The organism is Cryobacterium zhongshanensis (genome assembly GCF_022760445.1).
GTDB classification, from domain to species: Bacteria; Actinomycetota; Actinomycetes; order Actinomycetales; family Microbacteriaceae; genus Cryobacterium; species Cryobacterium algoricola.
This window is the reverse complement of record NZ_JALGAR010000001.1, coordinates 1069029-1085063: the sequence shown is the minus strand read 5'-3', so window position 1 is coordinate 1085063 and position 16035 is coordinate 1069029. Positions and strand designations below refer to the sequence as shown.

Here is a 16035-nt window from a genome sequence, read left to right as displayed (position 1 = left end):
AACGACTCAACAACGTGTGACAGGAACCGATGGTGGAGATGGGGGGAATTGAACCCCCGTCCACTGCTGTGGTCATATGCCTTCTACGGGTGTATCCAGTGAAGTCGTTCTACTCGGCTCCGGAATTTGCCACTGTCAGCTAATCCGACGAGCCCAGCCCTCGTTTAAGTCCCCCTACACCCCGCGGCTCAGAGTAGGAGCAATCTCTCTAAATGACGTCAGGGTCCGGGTAGAGAGCATTCCCGGCCTGACGGACTCTCTAGTTGCTTTACTTAGGCCGCGAGGGCGTAAGCAGAAGCAGAGTCAGTGCGGTTTGTTTTGGCACTTATTGTTTTGCAGGGAGCGTTAACGAGTTAACCCTGCATCCTCGACCCGCTTCTCACAATTGCGCAGGCAATGTCGAAACCGATCATCCCCATGCGCACTCGTCGCCATGGTTCGGCGCCACCGGCTTGCGGTGGAATGAGTGGGTCCTGTCACACGCTGTTGAGTTGTCAAGACTGCACACGTTCTTTCGAACTGCTCGTGCAGCCCTTCAGTCTACAACACTTGTGCCGGGATGTGGGGCGACGACCAGGAGGACGCGCTCAGCTTCTGAGTCACTGGGAACGATCACGTCTAGGGATGCGGCACCCGACCGGACCGTGACGACACTCGCCTCCGCGTAACGCGGATGCCGGTGCACAGTGACAGAGTCCAGCCGCGCCAGGAACACGATCAGGCGGGAGCTCGACAATTCGGACCGGTCGGCGAGTCCGAACCAGTCACGGCGGGACAGGATCTGCACCTCCGCGTCGGTCCCGCAGACGATGGCGCCGTGCAGCACGGTCGGACGCAACAGGTTCAGCACGCCGGCCAGGAAGCCGCCGTCCACCCGGACCCGCTGCCGCGGATGCGCGGCGTAGAGGTGGAGTTCGGGCTCACGATCCCGAAGATTGGTCCAGTCCGCCATCAGGTCCGCGTCGGTCGCCCGGAATGCGGCGGAGTTGAGGACGGCATTGGGCCGGCGGTCGACGGCGGGGCCGACCGGGAAAGTGAGCATCGACGCTGCGAGCGTTGCGGCTTCGGGTGAGCCGACTGTCACGGCCGAACCGAGCGACATGTCGCGGAGCAGGTCGACGAATCCACTGACGACCTCGCGCGAGGAGCCGTTGTAGCCGATCTGGAGCACGCTGCCGTCCCGGGAGTGCACCCGCAGGCGACCGTCGGTCAGGTCGACGCTGTCCTCGATGGCGACGACGGCGTCGTAGGGCAGGGTCGAGCCGGCGTATTCGGAGCCGGTCCTGCTCAACACGGTGAGGTCCACGTCCCCCGCGATGATCAGGTGGTCGTAGAGATCCATGGTGGGGTCAGCGTCCCTGCGGGGGATGTTCCGCGGCACCTTGAGCACGAGCCGTTCCGACGTGGGATCGCAGCCGAAGTCACGAAAGAGCCGCGGGACCTCATCAAGCGTCCGCACCGCGTCCACCCAGGGGCCGAAGGCGTTGTATTCCGCGTCGGCTGTACTCATTGTCTTTATCGTAACGCCCGGCATTTGTCGTATTGATGCACTTGGGGGCGCCCGGCCACCCCCCGAGCGGGCCGCCGGGGCATCCGCTGGTTCGGGCGGTCAGTCGCCGAGGTGCTTGCGCGCGGACATCGCGCGGTCGGACTCGCGCTTGTCCTGACGTTCGCGCAGGGTCTGGCGCTTGTCGTATTCCTTCTTGCCCTTTGCGACGGCGATCTCGACCTTGGCCTTGCCGTTGCTGAAATAGATCCGCAGCGGGACGAGCGTGTAGCCGCCCTCTTTGGTCTTGTGGCTGATCTTGACGATCTCCTGCTTGTGCAGCAGCAGTTTGCGCTTGCGCCGCGGCGGGTGGTTCGTCCAGGTGCCGGCCATGTATTCCTGGATGTGCACGGCGTCGAGCCAGGCTTCGCCGCCCTCGATGAAGGCATAGCCGTCGACGAGTGAGGCGCGTCCCGCGCGAAGCGACTTCACCTCGGTTCCGGTCAAGACCATTCCGGCCTCGTACGTCTCCTCGATGAGGTAGTCGTGGCGTGCCTTGCGATTGGTCGAGACGACCTTTTCGCCGATTTCCCTGGGCACGGGTTACTCCTCAACGTCGGTGGGTGGGCAGGCCGAGGACCGGCCAGCCCACCAGTCTAGCGCTCGGCGGGAGGCTAGACCTTCAGATAGCGGGTGATGGCGAAGTTGGCGGAGAACGCCGCGAGTACCGCGCCGACCACCAGCAGAATCGGCACGACAAGGAGCGCATCCTGCATCCCCACGAGCGAGAAGCCCGTGAGTCGTGAACCGAGGAAGCCCTGCACGAACCATTGCACCAGGGCAAGGATCGCACCACCAGCCAGGAGCGATCCGAGGAGCGCGGCGAAGACGCCCTCGAGGATGAACGGTGTCTGGATGAACCGGTTCGACGCGCCGACGAGTCTCATGATGCCGAGTTCTCGCCGCCTCGAGAACGCCGACAGCCGGATGGTGGTGGCGATCAGCAGCGCCGCCGCGACGAGCATGAGCGCGGCGATACCGATCGCCGTGTAACTCGCCGCGTTGAGCACGGAGAAGATCTGGTCGAGGTACTTGCGCTGGTCCGCGACGTTCTCGACCCCGGCGACGCCGGACAGGCTCTCGACGAGCACGTCCGATTGGGACGGGTCCTTGAGGTTCACCCAGAAGGTCTGGTTCAGCTGGTCGGGCGTCACATAGTCGGCGACGGGGTTGCCGGCGAACTGCTTCTTGAAGTTCTCGAAGGCCTGCTCGTGCGTCTCGAAATAGTACTTGTCCACGAACGGGGACAGCGTCGCAGACTCGAGCTGCGCCTTGACGGAGTCGATCTGGTCCTGGCTGGCCTCTCCGCCGGTGCAGGTCTCCCCCGGTGAGATGGCGGTACACATGTAGATTCCGACCTGCGCACGGTCGTACCAGAAGTTCTTCATCTGGCCGATCTGCATCTGCATCAGGATCGCGGCGCCGACGAAGGTCAGCGAGATGAACGTCACGAGCACGACGGAGACAACCATCGAGGCATTGCGACGCAGGCCGTTGGCGGCTTCGGAGAGCACCAGTCCGAGTCTCATCGGGTGGGTCCCACATTCTGTTCGCCGGTCTGGTCTGGTTTCTCGCCGGGAGCACGCAGCCCCAGTCTCTCGGCCAGGGTGAGCTGGTCGAGAACGTCGTCCTGGGTGGGCGCCATCGGTCGCGTCATGTACGTCGGCTGCTCGGCCGCACCGGCCGCGGTCGGGGAATCGTCGGCACCCGTCCCCGGGGTCGTCTCGTGGGCATCCGCCTGCGGCTCGCGGCCGGGAACGAAGACCGCCGAGGTCAGCGGGAGGGGCATGCCGGAATCCGCGGCGATCGCCATGGCCTGCTCACCGAACGGTTGCGGAACGGAAGCGGGCGGCGTGACCGGGGCCGCAGCGACTGTTCCCGTCTCGGCGAGGGAGACGGCACGCGCCGGGGCGTCGGGGACGATGACGACGGGCGTGATGGGTGCCGCAGGAACGACAACGGCGGCGGGCGCAAGCGGTGCGGGCACGGGTACGGACGGGTGGGTGAGGGCGGGAGTCGCCGGGGCCATCGGGTTCGCCTGGTTTGCGGGGTTCGCCGGGGCGAAGACCGAGGGCAGGACGCTCGGAGCGAGCGCGGACACGGTGCGCTGCGGATCGACGGCCGGCTTTCGGTGCAGGCCGGCCCCGAGCGGAATGATCGGGATGCCCGCAGTCGCGTAACCGCCCTGGCGTTCGTCGCGCACGATCTTGCCACCGGAGAGCTCGATGACCCGTCGCTGCATCTTGTCGACGATGCCGGCCTCGTGCGTGGCCATGACGACCGTCGTGCCACCCGCGTTGATGCGCTCGAGGAGGGCCATGATGCCCGCGCTCGTGGTGGGGTCGAGGTTTCCGGTCGGCTCGTCGGCGAGGAGGACCTGGGGCTTGTTGACGATGGCGCGTGCGATCGCGACCCGCTGCTGCTCACCGCCGGAGAGTTCGTGGGGCAGCCGGAGCGCCTTCTCGGCGAGTCCGACCATCTTGAGCGTGTCGGGAACGGCCTCCTGGATGAAGCCGCGCGACTTTCCGATCACCTGGAGGCTGAAGGCGACGTTCTCGAAGACGCTCTTGTTCGGCAGCAGCCGGAAGTCCTGGAAGACGACCCCGAGGTTGCGCCGGAAGTAGGGAACCTTGCGGTTCGAGATCGACCGCAAGTCCTGGCCGAGCACGTGGATGCGTCCGCTCGTCGGCTTGTCCTCCTTGAGGATCAGCCGCAGGCAGGTTGACTTACCCGAACCGGATGCACCGACGAGGAAGACGAACTCGCCGCGCAGAACCTCGACGTTGATGTCGTCGAGGGCCGGTCGGGTCGTTCCCGGATATTTCTTAGTGATGCTGTCAAAACGGATCATGGCCCCTTGAGCCTAGGCAGGCATCCTGCATTTTGCCACTGCGACATACCGGCGAGCCGGCTTCCCAGGCAGGAACCCCCGAAATGGGCCCAATCCTGCGAGTGGGTTCAGTCCTGCGGTGCCTGCTTGCGCCAGCGGATGCCGGCGGAGATGAATCCGTCGAGGTCGCCGTCGAAGACCTGGGTGGGGTTGTTGACCTCGTAGTTCGTGCGGAGGTCCTTGACCATCTGGTACGGCGCGAGCACGTAGCTGCGCATCTGGTCGCCCCAGCTCGCCGTGATGACGCCGGCGAATTCCTTCTTGGTCGCGGCTTCCTGCTCGCGCTGGATCAGCAGGAGCCGGGACTGCAGCACCCGCATGGCGGCCGCGCGGTTCTGGATCTGGCTCTTCTCGTTCTGGCAGCTCACCACGGTGCCGGTCGGGAGGTGGGTGATCCGCACGGCGGAGTCCGTCGTGTTCACGGACTGACCGCCCGGCCCGCTCGACCGGAACACGTCCACCCGAATGTCGGTGTCGGGGATCTCGATCGACTCGGTCTGCTCGATGAGCGGCACGACCTCGACGGCGGCGAAGGAGGTCTGGCGCTTGCCCGCGGAGTTGAAGGGGCTCATCCGCACGAGCCGGTGGGTGCCGGCCTCAACACTGAGCGTGCCGAAGGCATACGGCGAATCGATCTGCAGGGTCGCGGACTTGATCCCCGCCTCTTCCGCATAGCCGACGTCCAGCACCGTGACCGGGTAGTCGTGCTGTTCGGCCCAGCGCAGGTACATCCGCATCAGCATCTCGGCGAAGTCGGCCGCGTCGACGCCACCGGCACCCGAGCGAATGGTCATCACGGCGGGTCGTTCGTCGAATTCACCGTTGAGCAGGGTGTGCACCTCGAGTTCGCCGAGCACCTTCTGCAGGCTCGCGAGTTCCGCGGTGGCCTCCTCCGCGGATTCCTCGTCGCCCTCGCCGTCGTTGGCCATCTCCACGAGGACCTCGAGGTCGTCGAGACGGTGCTCGATGCTCTCGATGCGCGCGAGCTCCGACTGGCGGTGGCTGAGGTCGCTCGTGACCTTCTGCGCGTGCTCGGAGTCGTCCCACAGGTCGGGAGCCCCGGCCTGGTCGTTCAGGTCGGCGATGTCGGTGCGCAGTTGATCGATATCGATCACGGCCCGGATGTCGCCGAAGGTGGCCCGCAATGCGGCGATCTGCTCCGAAATGTCCAGCTCAATCATTTGATGCCCAGCCTACCCGGCGTCGCGGGCCGCGGGCTTGTGCCGACCCGGCCGCAGTGGCGCACACGGGTAGCATCGAGGAGTCATGACAAGCGCCGAACGCCCCTTCAGCCTGCGTTCGGTGGCCCTTGCCGCCTTTCTGCCGACGTTCCTCTTCTCCGTCGGCGAGGGCGCGATCATCCCGCTGATCCCGATCGTGGCCAACAACCTCGGGGCGTCGCTCGCGATGGCCGGGTTCATCGCCGCGATGATCATGGTCGGCGAACTCATCGGCGACATCCCGAGCGGCTGGGTCGTCTCCCGGATCGGCGAGCGCAACGCGATGATCTGGGCCTCGTTCCTCGCGATCATCGCCGTCCTCGTCTGCCTGGTCGCCCCGAACCCGTTCGTGCTCGGCGTCGGCATCTTCATCGTCGGCCTCGCGACGGCGATCTTCTCCCTCGCCAGGCACGCCTTCATGACGAGCTATGTGCCGGTCGCCTACCGGGCCCGCGCACTGTCGACCCTCGGCGGGATCTTCCGCGGCGGCTGGTTCGTCGGCCCGTTCATCGCGACCGCGGTCATCCGCTTCACCGGGGGCACCCAGGCCGTGTTCTGGGTGTTCGTCGTCGCCTGCCTGGGCGCCGCCCTCGTGCTCCTGCTGTTGCCCGACCCGGCGAGCACCTTCGGCACTCCCGAACTCGCGACGGCCCCCGACGGAACCGTGCGGCCCGCCGGCCAGGAACTCGCGGAAGAGGAGAGCCAGGGCCTGTTCCAGACCATCTGGAGCTTTCGCGGAGTCCTCCTCCGGCTCGGCACCGGCGCGGGCCTCGTCGGCGCGATGCGGTCGGCGCGCGCCGTCCTCATCCCGCTCTGGGCCGTCAGCATCGGCATCAGCGAGCCGGACATTGCCCTGATCATCGGCATCGCCGGCGGCATCGACTTCGCCCTGTTCTACGCGAGCGGCCAGATCATGGACCGCTTCGGCCGGATGTGGAGTGCGCTTCCGTCGATGATCGGCCTCGGCCTCGGTCTCCTCGTGCTCGCATTCACCCATGACCTGTCCGCCAACGTGCAGTGGCTCATCGGGGTCGCCATGTTCCTGTCGGTCGCGAACGGGATCGGCAGCGGAATCCTGATGACCCTCGGCGCCGACCTGGCCCCCAAGGACAACCCGGCGCCCTTCCTCGGGGCGTGGCGGTTCACCGGGGACTTCGGCAGCGCCGTCGCCCCCGTCGCCGTCGCCGGGCTCACGATCGTGTCGATCTCGCTCGCGAGCGGCGTGATGGGCGCCTTCGGACTGATCGGCGCCGTGCTCCTCGGCCGCTACATTCCGCGTTACGTTCCGCGTCGCCCCCGGCCGGCAACGAAACCGGCAACGAAGCCGGCCCCCGGATCCGGGACTCCCTGAATTCCGCCGGGCCGAGAACAATCGACGCGGAATGTTCCCCGGCCACGTGACGTTTAATGGTGTCATGCCCCTCATCGGAGAATATGAACCCAGCCCAGAGCAGTGGGTCCGCGACCAGGTCGCCCTCTACGAGAGTTCCGGCGGCCGGGAGGGCACCACGATGCGCGGCATGCCCGTCATCGTGCTGACCACGCTCGGCGCGAAGTCCGGCAAGATCCGCAAGGCCCCGCTGATGCGCGTCGAGCACAACGGCAGCTACGCGGCCATTGCCTCCCTCGGCGGCGCACCGCGCAACCCGGTCTGGTACGCCAACGTCGTCGCCCACCCCGAGGTCGAACTGCAGGACGGCACCCGGAAATGGGACATGGTCGCTCGCGAGGTCACCGGCGACGAACGCGCCGCGTGGTGGGAACGCGCCGTCGCGGCCTACCCCGACTACGCCGACTACCAGGTCAAGACCGAACGCATCATCCCCGTCTTCGTGCTCGAGCCCGTCTCCACCGAGCCCGTCTCTGCTGGTCAGGGCGCCGCTGGTCAGGGCGCCGCTGGTCAGAGCGCCGCCGGCCAGAGCGCCGCCGAGCCGAGCCCGGCCGCGGCCCCGGCGCAGGACTGAGCGTGGCGCGCGCCCGCTCCGGCACCAAGCCTCCCCTGCTCGACCCGATCCGCCTCGACGACCTCACGGATGCCGACGGGTCCGAGCTCTTCTCGGGCGCCGACGTCGAGGCGCGTCGTTTCACCGACTGCGACTTCGAGGGGCGCGACCTCACCGGGGTCGCCTTCCGCGAGTGCGAATTCCACACGGTCTCCCTGAACGACGCGAAACTGCGCGGCGCGACCCTGTCGGAGTGCGTCGCCGGCGAACTGCACGCGGCCATCTTCAGCGCACCCCGCTCCGCCTGGCGTGACGTGCGCATCGAGCACTCCCGCCTCGGCTCGGTCGAGCTCTACGAGTCGAGCCTCCGTTCGGTGCAGTTCGACGGCAGCAAGCTCGACTTCGTGAACCTGCGGAACGCCCAGCTGCACGATGTGCTCCTGAGCAACTGCATCATCGAGGAGCTCGACCTCGGCAGCGCGACCGTGCAGCGACTCGAGTTGCAGAACTGCCGGATCGGCACGCTCGACGTGACGCGCGCCACGCTCAAGGACGTCGACCTGCGCGGAAGCGACTTCAGCGTGATCCGCGGCCTCGAGGGCCTCCGTGGCGCCACGATCGACGACGCCCAGCTGAGCCTCCTCGCCCCGATCATGGCCGCTCACCTCGGAATCATCGTCGAGTAGCGGCGTCGAGTAGCGGCGTCGCGGCGCGTTCCTGCCCCGCGCGCCAATTGCGCCGTTCCGCGCCAGGCACGCCTGGAGCGGAACGGCGGAATTGGCGCGGGACGTCTCGCCGGCCCGGTGCGGGCTCAGGATTTCCGTGAACCGCCCGACTTTGCCGGCTTCCGAGACTTCCCCGCCTTGGACTTAGCGGACTTCTTGTGGGACTTCGAGGGCTTCGGGGACTTCGCCGGCTGTAGCGCAGCGGACGGGACCGCAGAGGGGCGGGATGCGGCCTGTGCGTCGCTCGGGCCGGCATCCGCTGCACGTGTCACCGGCACCGAATCGCCCAGCGGATCGCTCGCCCCTGCCGCTGCCGGGCGGTACCCCTGCAGCCAGGCATCGAGGTCGTCGAACGCCGTGGCCGCGAGCGAGTAGATGCGTTGCTGGGCGCGAGGCTGCACCGTGACAAAGCCCGCCTCGCGCAGCGCGCGCAGGTGCCGGGAGGTTCCGGGCTGGCTGAGGCCCAGGTGCGCCGCGAGTTGGCCGGTGCTGCGGTCGCCGAGTCGCAATTCGGCGAGAATCGCCCGGCGGTTCCCGTCGACGAGGACGTCGAAGGCCGTTTGCATGTCCGAGTTGTGCATGCATTCAGTATGTACTCGGCTTATATAAGCGGCAAACGCATACAAGAGACGCTTCTCGGTTAGGGAATGGCGCCCGCGGTCGCCTCCAGGTCGGAGATCGGGCGGTCGCGCTGGGTCGCGATCGCGGCGCCCGCGGCCACGCACACGATGATGATCGCGATCTGTTGCTGGAGCAGCAGGGTCTCGCCGAGCACGAGCACTCCGAAGATCGCCGCGATCACCGGGCCGAAGCTCGTGATGATCGCGTAGAGGCGCGGGGTGATCCGGCGCAGGATGTAGGTGTCGAGCACGTAGGGGAAGGCAGAGGAGAGCACCCCGATCGCGAGCAGCAGCCCGAGCACACCCCAGCTGAGGCGGGAAAAGTCGACGGTGAGGAGCGCGAACGGAACCAGCAGGGTGAGGCTGACGACACTCGCGACCGAGATGCCTTCGAGTCCGGGGAACGTCACGGCCACCCGGCGGGTGAGCAGGATGTACCCGGCCCAGGCCGCCGCCGCGACGAGGGCGTAGAACAGTCCGAGCGGGTTGATCTCTCCGGAGGACCAGGTCAGCAGGAAGACTCCCCCGGCTGCTGTCGTCGCGCAGAGGAAGTCGAGCGGTCGCCGCGAGCTGACGAGGGCGAGCGAGAACGGGCCGAGGAATTCGATCGTCGCGGCGATGCCGAGGCCGAGCAGGTGCACTGCCTCGTAGAAGGCGAGGTTCATCACGGCGAGGTCGAGTCCGAGGAGGAGCGCGGGCCAGAGCAGCCGCCAGGTCAGGTTGGCGAGCTTCGGTCGGTAGAACGGCAGCACCGCGCAGGCCATCACGATCTGCCTGACCGCGACGACGACGGGGGAACCGACGATCGGAATGGCGAGTCCGGCGAGCGAGGAACCGTAGTTGATGCTGACCTCGGTGACGAGCTGGGCGCCGGCCCCGGCGAGCCGTTCGGATTTCGCCGTCACGCGGGGTGCCCCTGTCTCGTACGCGTTGTGTGCCGCGCGGATCGCGCTCGTCTTCGAGGCTAGCGGGTGGCGGAACGGTTCACGGCCCGGCCCACGCCTCCCTCAGGAGCGTGACCGTTTCGTCATCGGAGAGCTGGTGGAAGTCGACGTAGAACTGGCCGATCGCCCAGAATTGCTCCGGGATCTGCACCACGACCACGTCGTCGGCGAGCCTCCGCATCTCGTCGACGACGTCGTCAGGGGCGACCGGCACCGCGAGGACCGTGCGCGCGGCACCCTGGCGCTTCACCGCGGCCAGGGCGGCCTTGGCCGTCGCCCCCGTTGCCAGCCCGTCGTCGACGATCACGACGACCCGACCGGCCGGGCTCACGCGGGCGCGGTCCCCGAGATAGACCGCCCGTCGGCGCTCGATCTCGGCGAGCTCCCGGCGCCGGGCCCGGCCGAGGCCCGCGGCATCGGCACCGGTCTCGGCGAAGACATCCTCGTTGACGATCGTCTGGGCATTCTTGCCATCGACGACGGCGCCCATCGCGACCTCGGGGAATCCAGGCGCACCGAGCTTGCGCACGAGGATCAGGTCGAGGGGCGCGTGCAGGCGCCGGGCGACCTCGAGCGCGACCGGCACTCCCCCACGCGGCAGGGCATAGACGACGGGGTCGGCGAGGTTCAGGTCGGCGACGAGCTCGGCGAGCAGTCGGCCGGCATCGCGGCGATCGGTGAACATGGTTCCTCCCGGTTCTCCCCGGCTGCTCCCGGTTCGTTCTGGAGAGTATCCCCGTGTGTGCGCTCACCGGAAGACCGAGCGGGCCACGGCGGTGACCTCCAGGCGCACACCCGCCGGCAGCACGAGGGTGAGGACCGGCGGGCGCCAGTATGCGCTGAGTGACACGGTCGCGCTCTGACCGTCCGCGGATGCCGCCCGGGTCACGACCAGGTCCTCGAGGGTGGCGTGCGGGGCTGCCGCGAGATAGGCATCCGCCGCCGCGCGTACCGCTGTGGAATCGAGTTCGGTGCGCAGCGGGGCCGTCGAACCGTCCGGGGCGACCGTGACCGTGTCGAGGGCGTAGGCCTCGGCCGCGGCGAGCGCGGCGCCGTCCGCGAGGGTGAGCAGGCGCTTCCGCTCGAGGTAGAGGGACGACGCGGCGATGACCAGGAGGATCACGACGAGCGCGAGGAAGCCGTAGAAGATCGTGAGCAGGAGGGTGGATCCGGCGTCGTCCGGCCGGTCAGCCGGCACGCCAGGGGCCCTCGCGTCGGGCACCGTGCCCCGCCGCACGGTCATGGTGCGGCTCCCGCCTGCCAGAAACGGGACACGGTCTGGGTGGAGCTTGATTGCAGGGGCACGCTCGCCGTCCCGGTGAGACCCAGCACGTCGGGCACGAGGGGTAGGGACACCCGCAGGCGCACGGTGACCGTCACGACGGCACGACGGGTCAGGCATCCGCCTCGCGCGGCCGCGCAGTCGATCGTCACCTGCGCGTCCCCGGCCGGGAGGCCGTAGTCGGCGAGGGCGAAGTCCACCGCGCGTTGCGCCCGTTCCGCTGCGACGGCCGCGCTCGGCGCGCGCACATAGACACGGGCCGCCTGCCGGGCGGCGCCCTCCACGGCGAGTGCGCCACCCTGCAGCACGGACATGGCGAGAACGAGGTAGACGAGCGGTACGAGCAGGATCAGGCCGGCGGTGATGAACTCGAGGGACGCGGACCCTCGGTCGGAGCGGAGGCGGTGGACGAGAGTCCGGCCGCCGAGACACCGGTTGCTGAAACCCCGGTTGCTGAGACCCCGGGCGCAGAGGGTCCTTGCCACGCCTGCGACGCGCAGACCGCGACTGCTGCCTCGTGTGCTGTCACCCGGAGCCTTCGACGACGGCACGTCCGATCACCTCCAGGCTCCGGTCGGGGCCGAGCAGGCCCAGCAGCGGGAGCGGGGTGACCACCCGCATCCGCACGGTCGGGTAGCCGTCATCACTCGCGTAGGCCGCGGTCACGTCGGTCGCGAAAGCGGGGCCGAGCGCCGCCACGAGCAGGTCCCGGGTTCGGGCGGCGCCGGCATCGAGTCCGGTGTCGGCGAGCGAACCGTAGCGGGCACCCTCCGCGGCGGCATCGAGGACGGTGTTGCGCACGTGCAGCGCGAGGGCGAGTTGAAGCACGGTCAGGGTCAGCACCGTCAGCAGTGCCGCGACGAGCACGAACTCGGCCGGCGATGAACCGCGGTCTGCGCCGGCCGCGCGGAGCAGCATCCGCCGCCGACCGCACGACGGTGCTCCGGTGCGCTCGGCCCGTTCACCCCGCTCGGCCCATCCGCCCCGCTCACCCCCCTCGATCCGGTCCGGCGGGCCGGTCAGAGTCCGCTCACCCGGGTGATCGCCTGTTGGAAGATGCCGCTGAGCGCCGGCCCGGCGAGGCCCCAGATCACGATCACCAGCCCGGCGGTCATCAGCGTGATCAAGACCCAGCCGGGCACGTCCCCGGTGTCGTCGTGCCACGCGTTCCACTGGTTGCGGATGCGCCGCGTCAGGGTGTTCATATTCGTCTCCTTTTCTCGGTGGTCGTCGTGCGTATGGTCGTCGTGCGGGTGGTCGTCGTGCGGGTGCCGATGGTGCCAGAGAGTGGCCTCCGGGTGGAGTCTCGGCCGGCACGGTCAGAAACCGGCCTGCAGGATGAAGAGGCCGGGAAAGATCGCGAAGAGGATGGTCATCGGGAGGATCAGGAACACGAGCGGCACGAGCATGGCGACCTCCTTCTTTCCGGCCACCTCGAGGAGCTCGCGCTTGGCTTCCTCACGGGCGTCCTGCGCCTGGGCGCGCAGCACCTCCGCGAGCGGGGTGCCGCGGTCGAGTGCACCACCGACCTGGTCGACGAATCGGGTGAGCGCGGCCAGCTGGAGCGACCTGGCCAGTGAGTGCAGGGCCTCCCCGAGGGAGATCCCGGAGTGAACCTCGGCCACGACGCCGCCGAATTCCCGGGACAGCTCCCCCGCGCTCGTGCGGGACACCCGGGCGAGGGCATCGAGGATACCTTCCCCGGCCGACAGGGACAGGGTGAGGAACTCGAGGATGGTCGGTAGTTCGCCGCGCATCCGCGTGAGGCGGCCGAGTGCGGCGCGGCGGAGGAGTCCGTCCCAGAGCAGGGCGCCGCCGAGCCCGGTGAGCACGGGTATCGCGGCGGCCGCGAGCAGCGGGAGGGCGTGCAGGGCAGGGACGAACACCACGGCGACGAGTCCGGCGGCCGTGCAGAGCAGCGCGCAGACGAGCTGCTGGGACCGGAACTCGTCGAGGCTGCGCCGGGACCCGGATTGCCGGAGCCGCCGTTCGACGGTTTCCGACCCGCCGAGCAGGGCCGCGAGCCCGCGTCGTAGCCGGCCGAAGAGCGGCAGGAACAGCGTGCCGAGCACGGGGATCGGATCGACGGTGGTCCGGCCGACGAATGCGCGGGCCTCCGGCGACACGTCCAGGATGTAGGGGGCGAGCCGGTCGGCCAGCCGGGGCCGGCTGAGCCGGGGGAAGACGCTCACGAGCGACCACAGCCCGATGCCGAGCACCACACCAAGGAACACGCCCCAGGCGAGCGGGACGCTCACCGGAACCACCGGCGTTCCTCGGGCAGGCGGCCGATGACGACCATCAGGCGGTACGCGATCACCGACACAGCAAGCCCGGAGACGATGACGACGACCCCGCTGCCGGTGTTGTACGCGACCGCGCCCTCCGGCCGGGAGGACAGCAGCAGGAGCACGATCCAGGGCGCGGCGACGCCGAGCCTGGCGGCGTTGACGACCCAGGATTGCCGGGCTTCCACCTCTGCCCGAATCGCCGCGTCCTGGCGCAACCAGGCGGCGAGGTCGCGGAGCACGAGGGTGAGATCACTGCCGCCCACCTCCCTGGCCATCCGGAGGGTCTCCAGGATGCGATCGGCCACCGGATCGGCGAGGCCCGCCTTGAGCCTGTCGACGGCATAGCCGAAGCTCCCGGTCGCTCGGTAGTCGCGGGAGAAGTCGGCGAAGGCCGCGCGGGTCGGTGCCGGACCTGACTCGGCGAGCGTGCTGACGCTGTCGGGCAGGGCGAGGCCGGAACGCACGGCCGACACCAGATGGTCGACGACGTCCGGCCAGACCGTACGGTTCGATCGGCGCCGTTCGCGGGCCCGCCAGAACACGATCACCATCGGAACCACGACGCCGACCACCCCCGCGACGACGCCGAGGGCCCGCACTCCGGTGAGCGCCTGGGCGAGGGCTGCGCCGGCCAGACCGAGCAGGAGCGAAATCGCGGCGAACGCCGGGAGCGGCAGGGAGCCGAGACCGGCCTGGGCGAGGGCTCCGCGCAGCGCCACGAGGCCACGCTGACGGGGGTGGCCGGTCTCGCCGTCGACCGGATTGTGGTCTGAAGCTGGAGTGCCCGCCTCAGCCCTGCGGCGGGGCCAGAGGAACGGCGCGGCCATCAGCAGCAGGCCGGCGCCGAGGAGGCAGCCCAGCACGAGCCTCATGCGAGGTCTGCCCGCAGCACGATCGCGGGGTCAAGCCCGACCGCCCGGAACTTGGCGAGCTTGCCGGGGTGGCCGCCCGTCGGCGAGAGACCGCTCCGGTCGGCGAGGAAGATCGGGCTTGCCTCGATCACGGTGCCGGCGAGCCGCCCACTGACTGCGAGGATCTCGGTCACCCGCCGGCGCCCGTGGCGGTCGATCTCGCAGTGCACGACGATGTCGATGCACCCGGCGACGGTCGGCAGCACGAACGCGGAATCGATGTTGCGCCCCGCGAGCAACGGCAACGTGCAGAGTTTGGCGAGGGCATCCCTCGCGCTGTTCGCGTGGATCGAGCACATCCCCGGGAGGCCTGAAATTCAATTACATACATAAGCAGATATTTCTCGTCGCCAGCGCTCGCTCGCGCGATATATGCCCGTCAGTGAGGTGTCCGGGAACTACTCAGAATCCCGTCGGCGATCCTTCGCCTCTTCCTCACACCGCGAAGGCCACGGCGACTGAGGGCTTAGCCCCTCGAACCCTATTTGACTTCGCAGTAGGCTGCGGAATCTAACACCAGGCTCCTCTAACGACGACAGGGGTGACGAGAATGCACTGGATAAAGGCTATTCTCGCTCTGATTCTTGCTGGAAGTTTGGTACTTTGGTGCGACTTGCTCTGGACTCAAACTTTTGGACCGCAAGCCGATCCCAGTCCCCTTCCCAGTTCTAGCCTTATTGCCGCCTATACAGAAGCAACGCCTACCCAAGCAGCCAGGTTTTGGTTCACCCTAAAACCACCGCGCCCAATGGATCGGGACGAGCTCGGAGAAATCGGGCTTTCACTAGACCTTGAGGGCGTACCCTCGGCTCCGACCACGGTGGACTTTGCGATCTCGGGGACCTTGGGCCAGGTGCTGAGTAGTTGCTATGACGTCCGAATCAGCATCACAAGAGACTTGACCTTCGACTCCCTAGCGCCCCCGGCGAAGGAGGCCCTAACTCAACTCGCCATGAGCGGAGCCGCCGACGGTCAACAGCCCTCTCTGACGCAGAGACTCACCGAATCCCAGGTTTCTGAAATCCTGCACAGGAACACCTATACACAAGTAGGAATACCAGTGACGCCTACTCTCGGCGGCAATGCCAAGTACCCACAGCTCGTTGGAGCATCATTTACCCAGACATGCCAGGTTCTCGACGGGCACAAGATGTGGGACCGCATTTCCGGCGAGCCAAGAATGGTCGTACCTGCCATGAGCGCTGCTGTTGCCGACAACGTACCCACGCTCAACCTCTATCCAGAGATTTCCGTCTATACCGATGATCTTTTCTTCCTAATCCACAGCACCGACGAACCTTATAGACGCGACGGCATGACACAACTCCAAAATCAGAACGTGTCGACTTTTTCCAACCAGGGCTTTAAAGTCGCCACGTCGACAATCACTTCGGCGACGTTCTCTAGTCCTGCCAGGGAAGCAACAGACAAGAATGTCCTGCTACTCATAGGTGTCTTGCTGGGCGCAGTAGCCAGCATCCTCGTCGCTCTTTTGTCAAATGGCGTCGACCGCCTCCTTGCGATACCAGTTGTGAGCAAATGGCGGGAAAAGGCTACACGGACCGGACGCGGAAACGCGGGATCACCTCCTCCGCGGCCCTAGCGCCAGGAACCGACCACGCACGATCTGCTCCTCGTCACGCACCGCGGCCACAGGTGTTAT

The 16035-nt window shown here is 67.6% G+C and carries 18 protein-coding genes, 1 other RNA gene and 1 pseudogene; 4 read left to right on the top strand and 16 right to left on the bottom strand.

Annotated features, from left to right (window positions below):
- Positions 1-30 precede the first annotated feature (30 nt).
- The 6 genes from ssrA to prfB form a co-directional block, all read right to left on the bottom strand.
- Positions 31-417, bottom strand: a transfer-messenger RNA (tmRNA) gene (ssrA, locus tag MQH31_RS04935).
- A 118-nt stretch (positions 418-535) separates the two neighbouring features.
- Positions 536-1510 (bottom strand): hypothetical protein, encoded by a 975-nt coding sequence (locus tag MQH31_RS04930; protein ID WP_243011143.1) that lies wholly within the window; start codon positions 1508-1510, stop codon positions 536-538.
- Positions 1511-1609: 99 nt separating this feature from the next.
- On the bottom strand, positions 1610-2086 hold the full coding sequence (gene smpB / locus MQH31_RS04925) for an SsrA-binding protein SmpB (protein ID WP_134532585.1): 477 nt from the start codon (positions 2084-2086) through the stop codon (positions 1610-1612).
- A 74-nt stretch (positions 2087-2160) separates the two neighbouring features.
- Positions 2161-3075 (bottom strand): permease-like cell division protein FtsX, encoded by a 915-nt coding sequence (gene ftsX, locus MQH31_RS04920; RefSeq protein WP_134532587.1) that lies wholly within the window; start codon positions 3073-3075, stop codon positions 2161-2163.
- Positions 3072-4397 carry a cell division ATP-binding protein FtsE gene (gene ftsE, locus MQH31_RS04915; protein ID WP_243011142.1) on the bottom strand — a complete coding sequence of 442 codons (1326 nt, stop codon included), beginning with the start codon at positions 4395-4397 and terminating at the stop codon, positions 3072-3074. Before ftsE ends, ftsX begins: the two co-directional genes overlap by 4 nt.
- Before the next feature lie 107 nt (positions 4398-4504).
- On the bottom strand, positions 4505-5617 hold the full coding sequence (gene prfB, locus MQH31_RS04910) for a peptide chain release factor 2 (RefSeq protein ID WP_243011141.1): 1113 nt from the start codon (positions 5615-5617) through the stop codon (positions 4505-4507).
- 85 nt (positions 5618-5702) lie between these two features.
- Between prfB and MQH31_RS04905 the strand changes: the two genes are divergently transcribed.
- The 3 genes from MQH31_RS04905 (at position 5703) to MQH31_RS04895 (ending at position 8285) form a co-directional block, all read left to right on the top strand.
- Entirely contained in the window at positions 5703-7007 is a 1305-nt protein-coding gene (locus MQH31_RS04905) for an MFS transporter (protein WP_243011140.1), read from the top strand.
- Positions 7008-7071: 64 nt separating this feature from the next.
- Complete coding sequence (locus tag MQH31_RS04900) at positions 7072-7620, top strand: nitroreductase family deazaflavin-dependent oxidoreductase (RefSeq protein WP_308196419.1); 549 nt, start codon at positions 7072-7074, stop codon at positions 7618-7620.
- 2 nt (positions 7621-7622) lie between these two features.
- Positions 7623-8285 (top strand): pentapeptide repeat-containing protein, encoded by a 663-nt coding sequence (locus MQH31_RS04895; protein WP_243011139.1) that lies wholly within the window; start codon positions 7623-7625, stop codon positions 8283-8285.
- A 125-nt stretch (positions 8286-8410) separates the two neighbouring features.
- On the opposite strand, the gene MQH31_RS04890 is transcribed toward MQH31_RS04895, so the two are convergent.
- From MQH31_RS04890 to MQH31_RS04845, 10 genes and pseudogenes are all read right to left on the bottom strand, one after another.
- Positions 8411-8905, bottom strand: coding sequence for an ArsR/SmtB family transcription factor (locus MQH31_RS04890; protein WP_243011138.1), 495 nt, complete (start codon positions 8903-8905; stop codon positions 8411-8413).
- A 59-nt stretch (positions 8906-8964) separates the two neighbouring features.
- The gene (locus MQH31_RS04885) at positions 8965-9849 is read right to left on the bottom strand and encodes an EamA family transporter (RefSeq protein WP_243011137.1); all 885 of its coding nucleotides are present in this window, start codon (positions 9847-9849) and stop codon (positions 8965-8967) included.
- 79 nt (positions 9850-9928) lie between these two features.
- A complete protein-coding gene (locus MQH31_RS04880; protein ID WP_243011136.1) occupies positions 9929-10573 on the bottom strand; it encodes a phosphoribosyltransferase in 645 nt (214 codons plus the stop codon).
- A 63-nt stretch (positions 10574-10636) separates the two neighbouring features.
- Positions 10637-11131: a pilus assembly protein TadG-related protein gene (locus tag MQH31_RS04875; RefSeq protein ID WP_243011135.1), complete on the bottom strand. Its 495-nt coding sequence runs from the start codon at positions 11129-11131 to the stop codon at positions 10637-10639.
- Complete coding sequence (locus MQH31_RS04870; protein WP_243011134.1) at positions 11128-11655, bottom strand: hypothetical protein; 528 nt, start codon at positions 11653-11655, stop codon at positions 11128-11130. Before MQH31_RS04870 ends, MQH31_RS04875 begins: the two co-directional genes overlap by 4 nt.
- Positions 11656-11695: 40 nt before the next feature.
- A complete protein-coding gene (locus MQH31_RS04865; RefSeq protein ID WP_243011133.1) occupies positions 11696-12088 on the bottom strand; it encodes a TadE/TadG family type IV pilus assembly protein in 393 nt (130 codons plus the stop codon).
- A gap of 101 nt (positions 12089-12189) precedes the next feature.
- Positions 12190-12375 (bottom strand): hypothetical protein, encoded by a 186-nt coding sequence (locus MQH31_RS04860; RefSeq protein WP_243011132.1) that lies wholly within the window; start codon positions 12373-12375, stop codon positions 12190-12192.
- A gap of 114 nt (positions 12376-12489) precedes the next feature.
- Positions 12490-13437, bottom strand: coding sequence for a type II secretion system F family protein (locus MQH31_RS04855; RefSeq protein WP_243011131.1), 948 nt, complete (start codon positions 13435-13437; stop codon positions 12490-12492).
- Positions 13425-14333, bottom strand: coding sequence for a type II secretion system F family protein (locus MQH31_RS04850; protein ID WP_243011130.1), 909 nt, complete (start codon positions 14331-14333; stop codon positions 13425-13427). The genes MQH31_RS04855 and MQH31_RS04850 overlap by 13 nt, the downstream gene beginning before the upstream one ends.
- A pseudogene (locus MQH31_RS04845) lies at positions 14330-14686 on the bottom strand (CpaF family protein); the annotation flags it as partial. The gene MQH31_RS04850 and the pseudogene MQH31_RS04845, both read right to left, overlap by 4 nt.
- A gap of 434 nt (positions 14687-15120) precedes the next feature.
- Here MQH31_RS04845 and MQH31_RS04840 point away from each other — a divergent pair.
- Positions 15121-15975 (top strand): hypothetical protein, encoded by an 855-nt coding sequence (locus tag MQH31_RS04840; RefSeq protein ID WP_243011129.1) that lies wholly within the window; start codon positions 15121-15123, stop codon positions 15973-15975.
- Positions 15976-16035 lie beyond the last annotated feature (60 nt).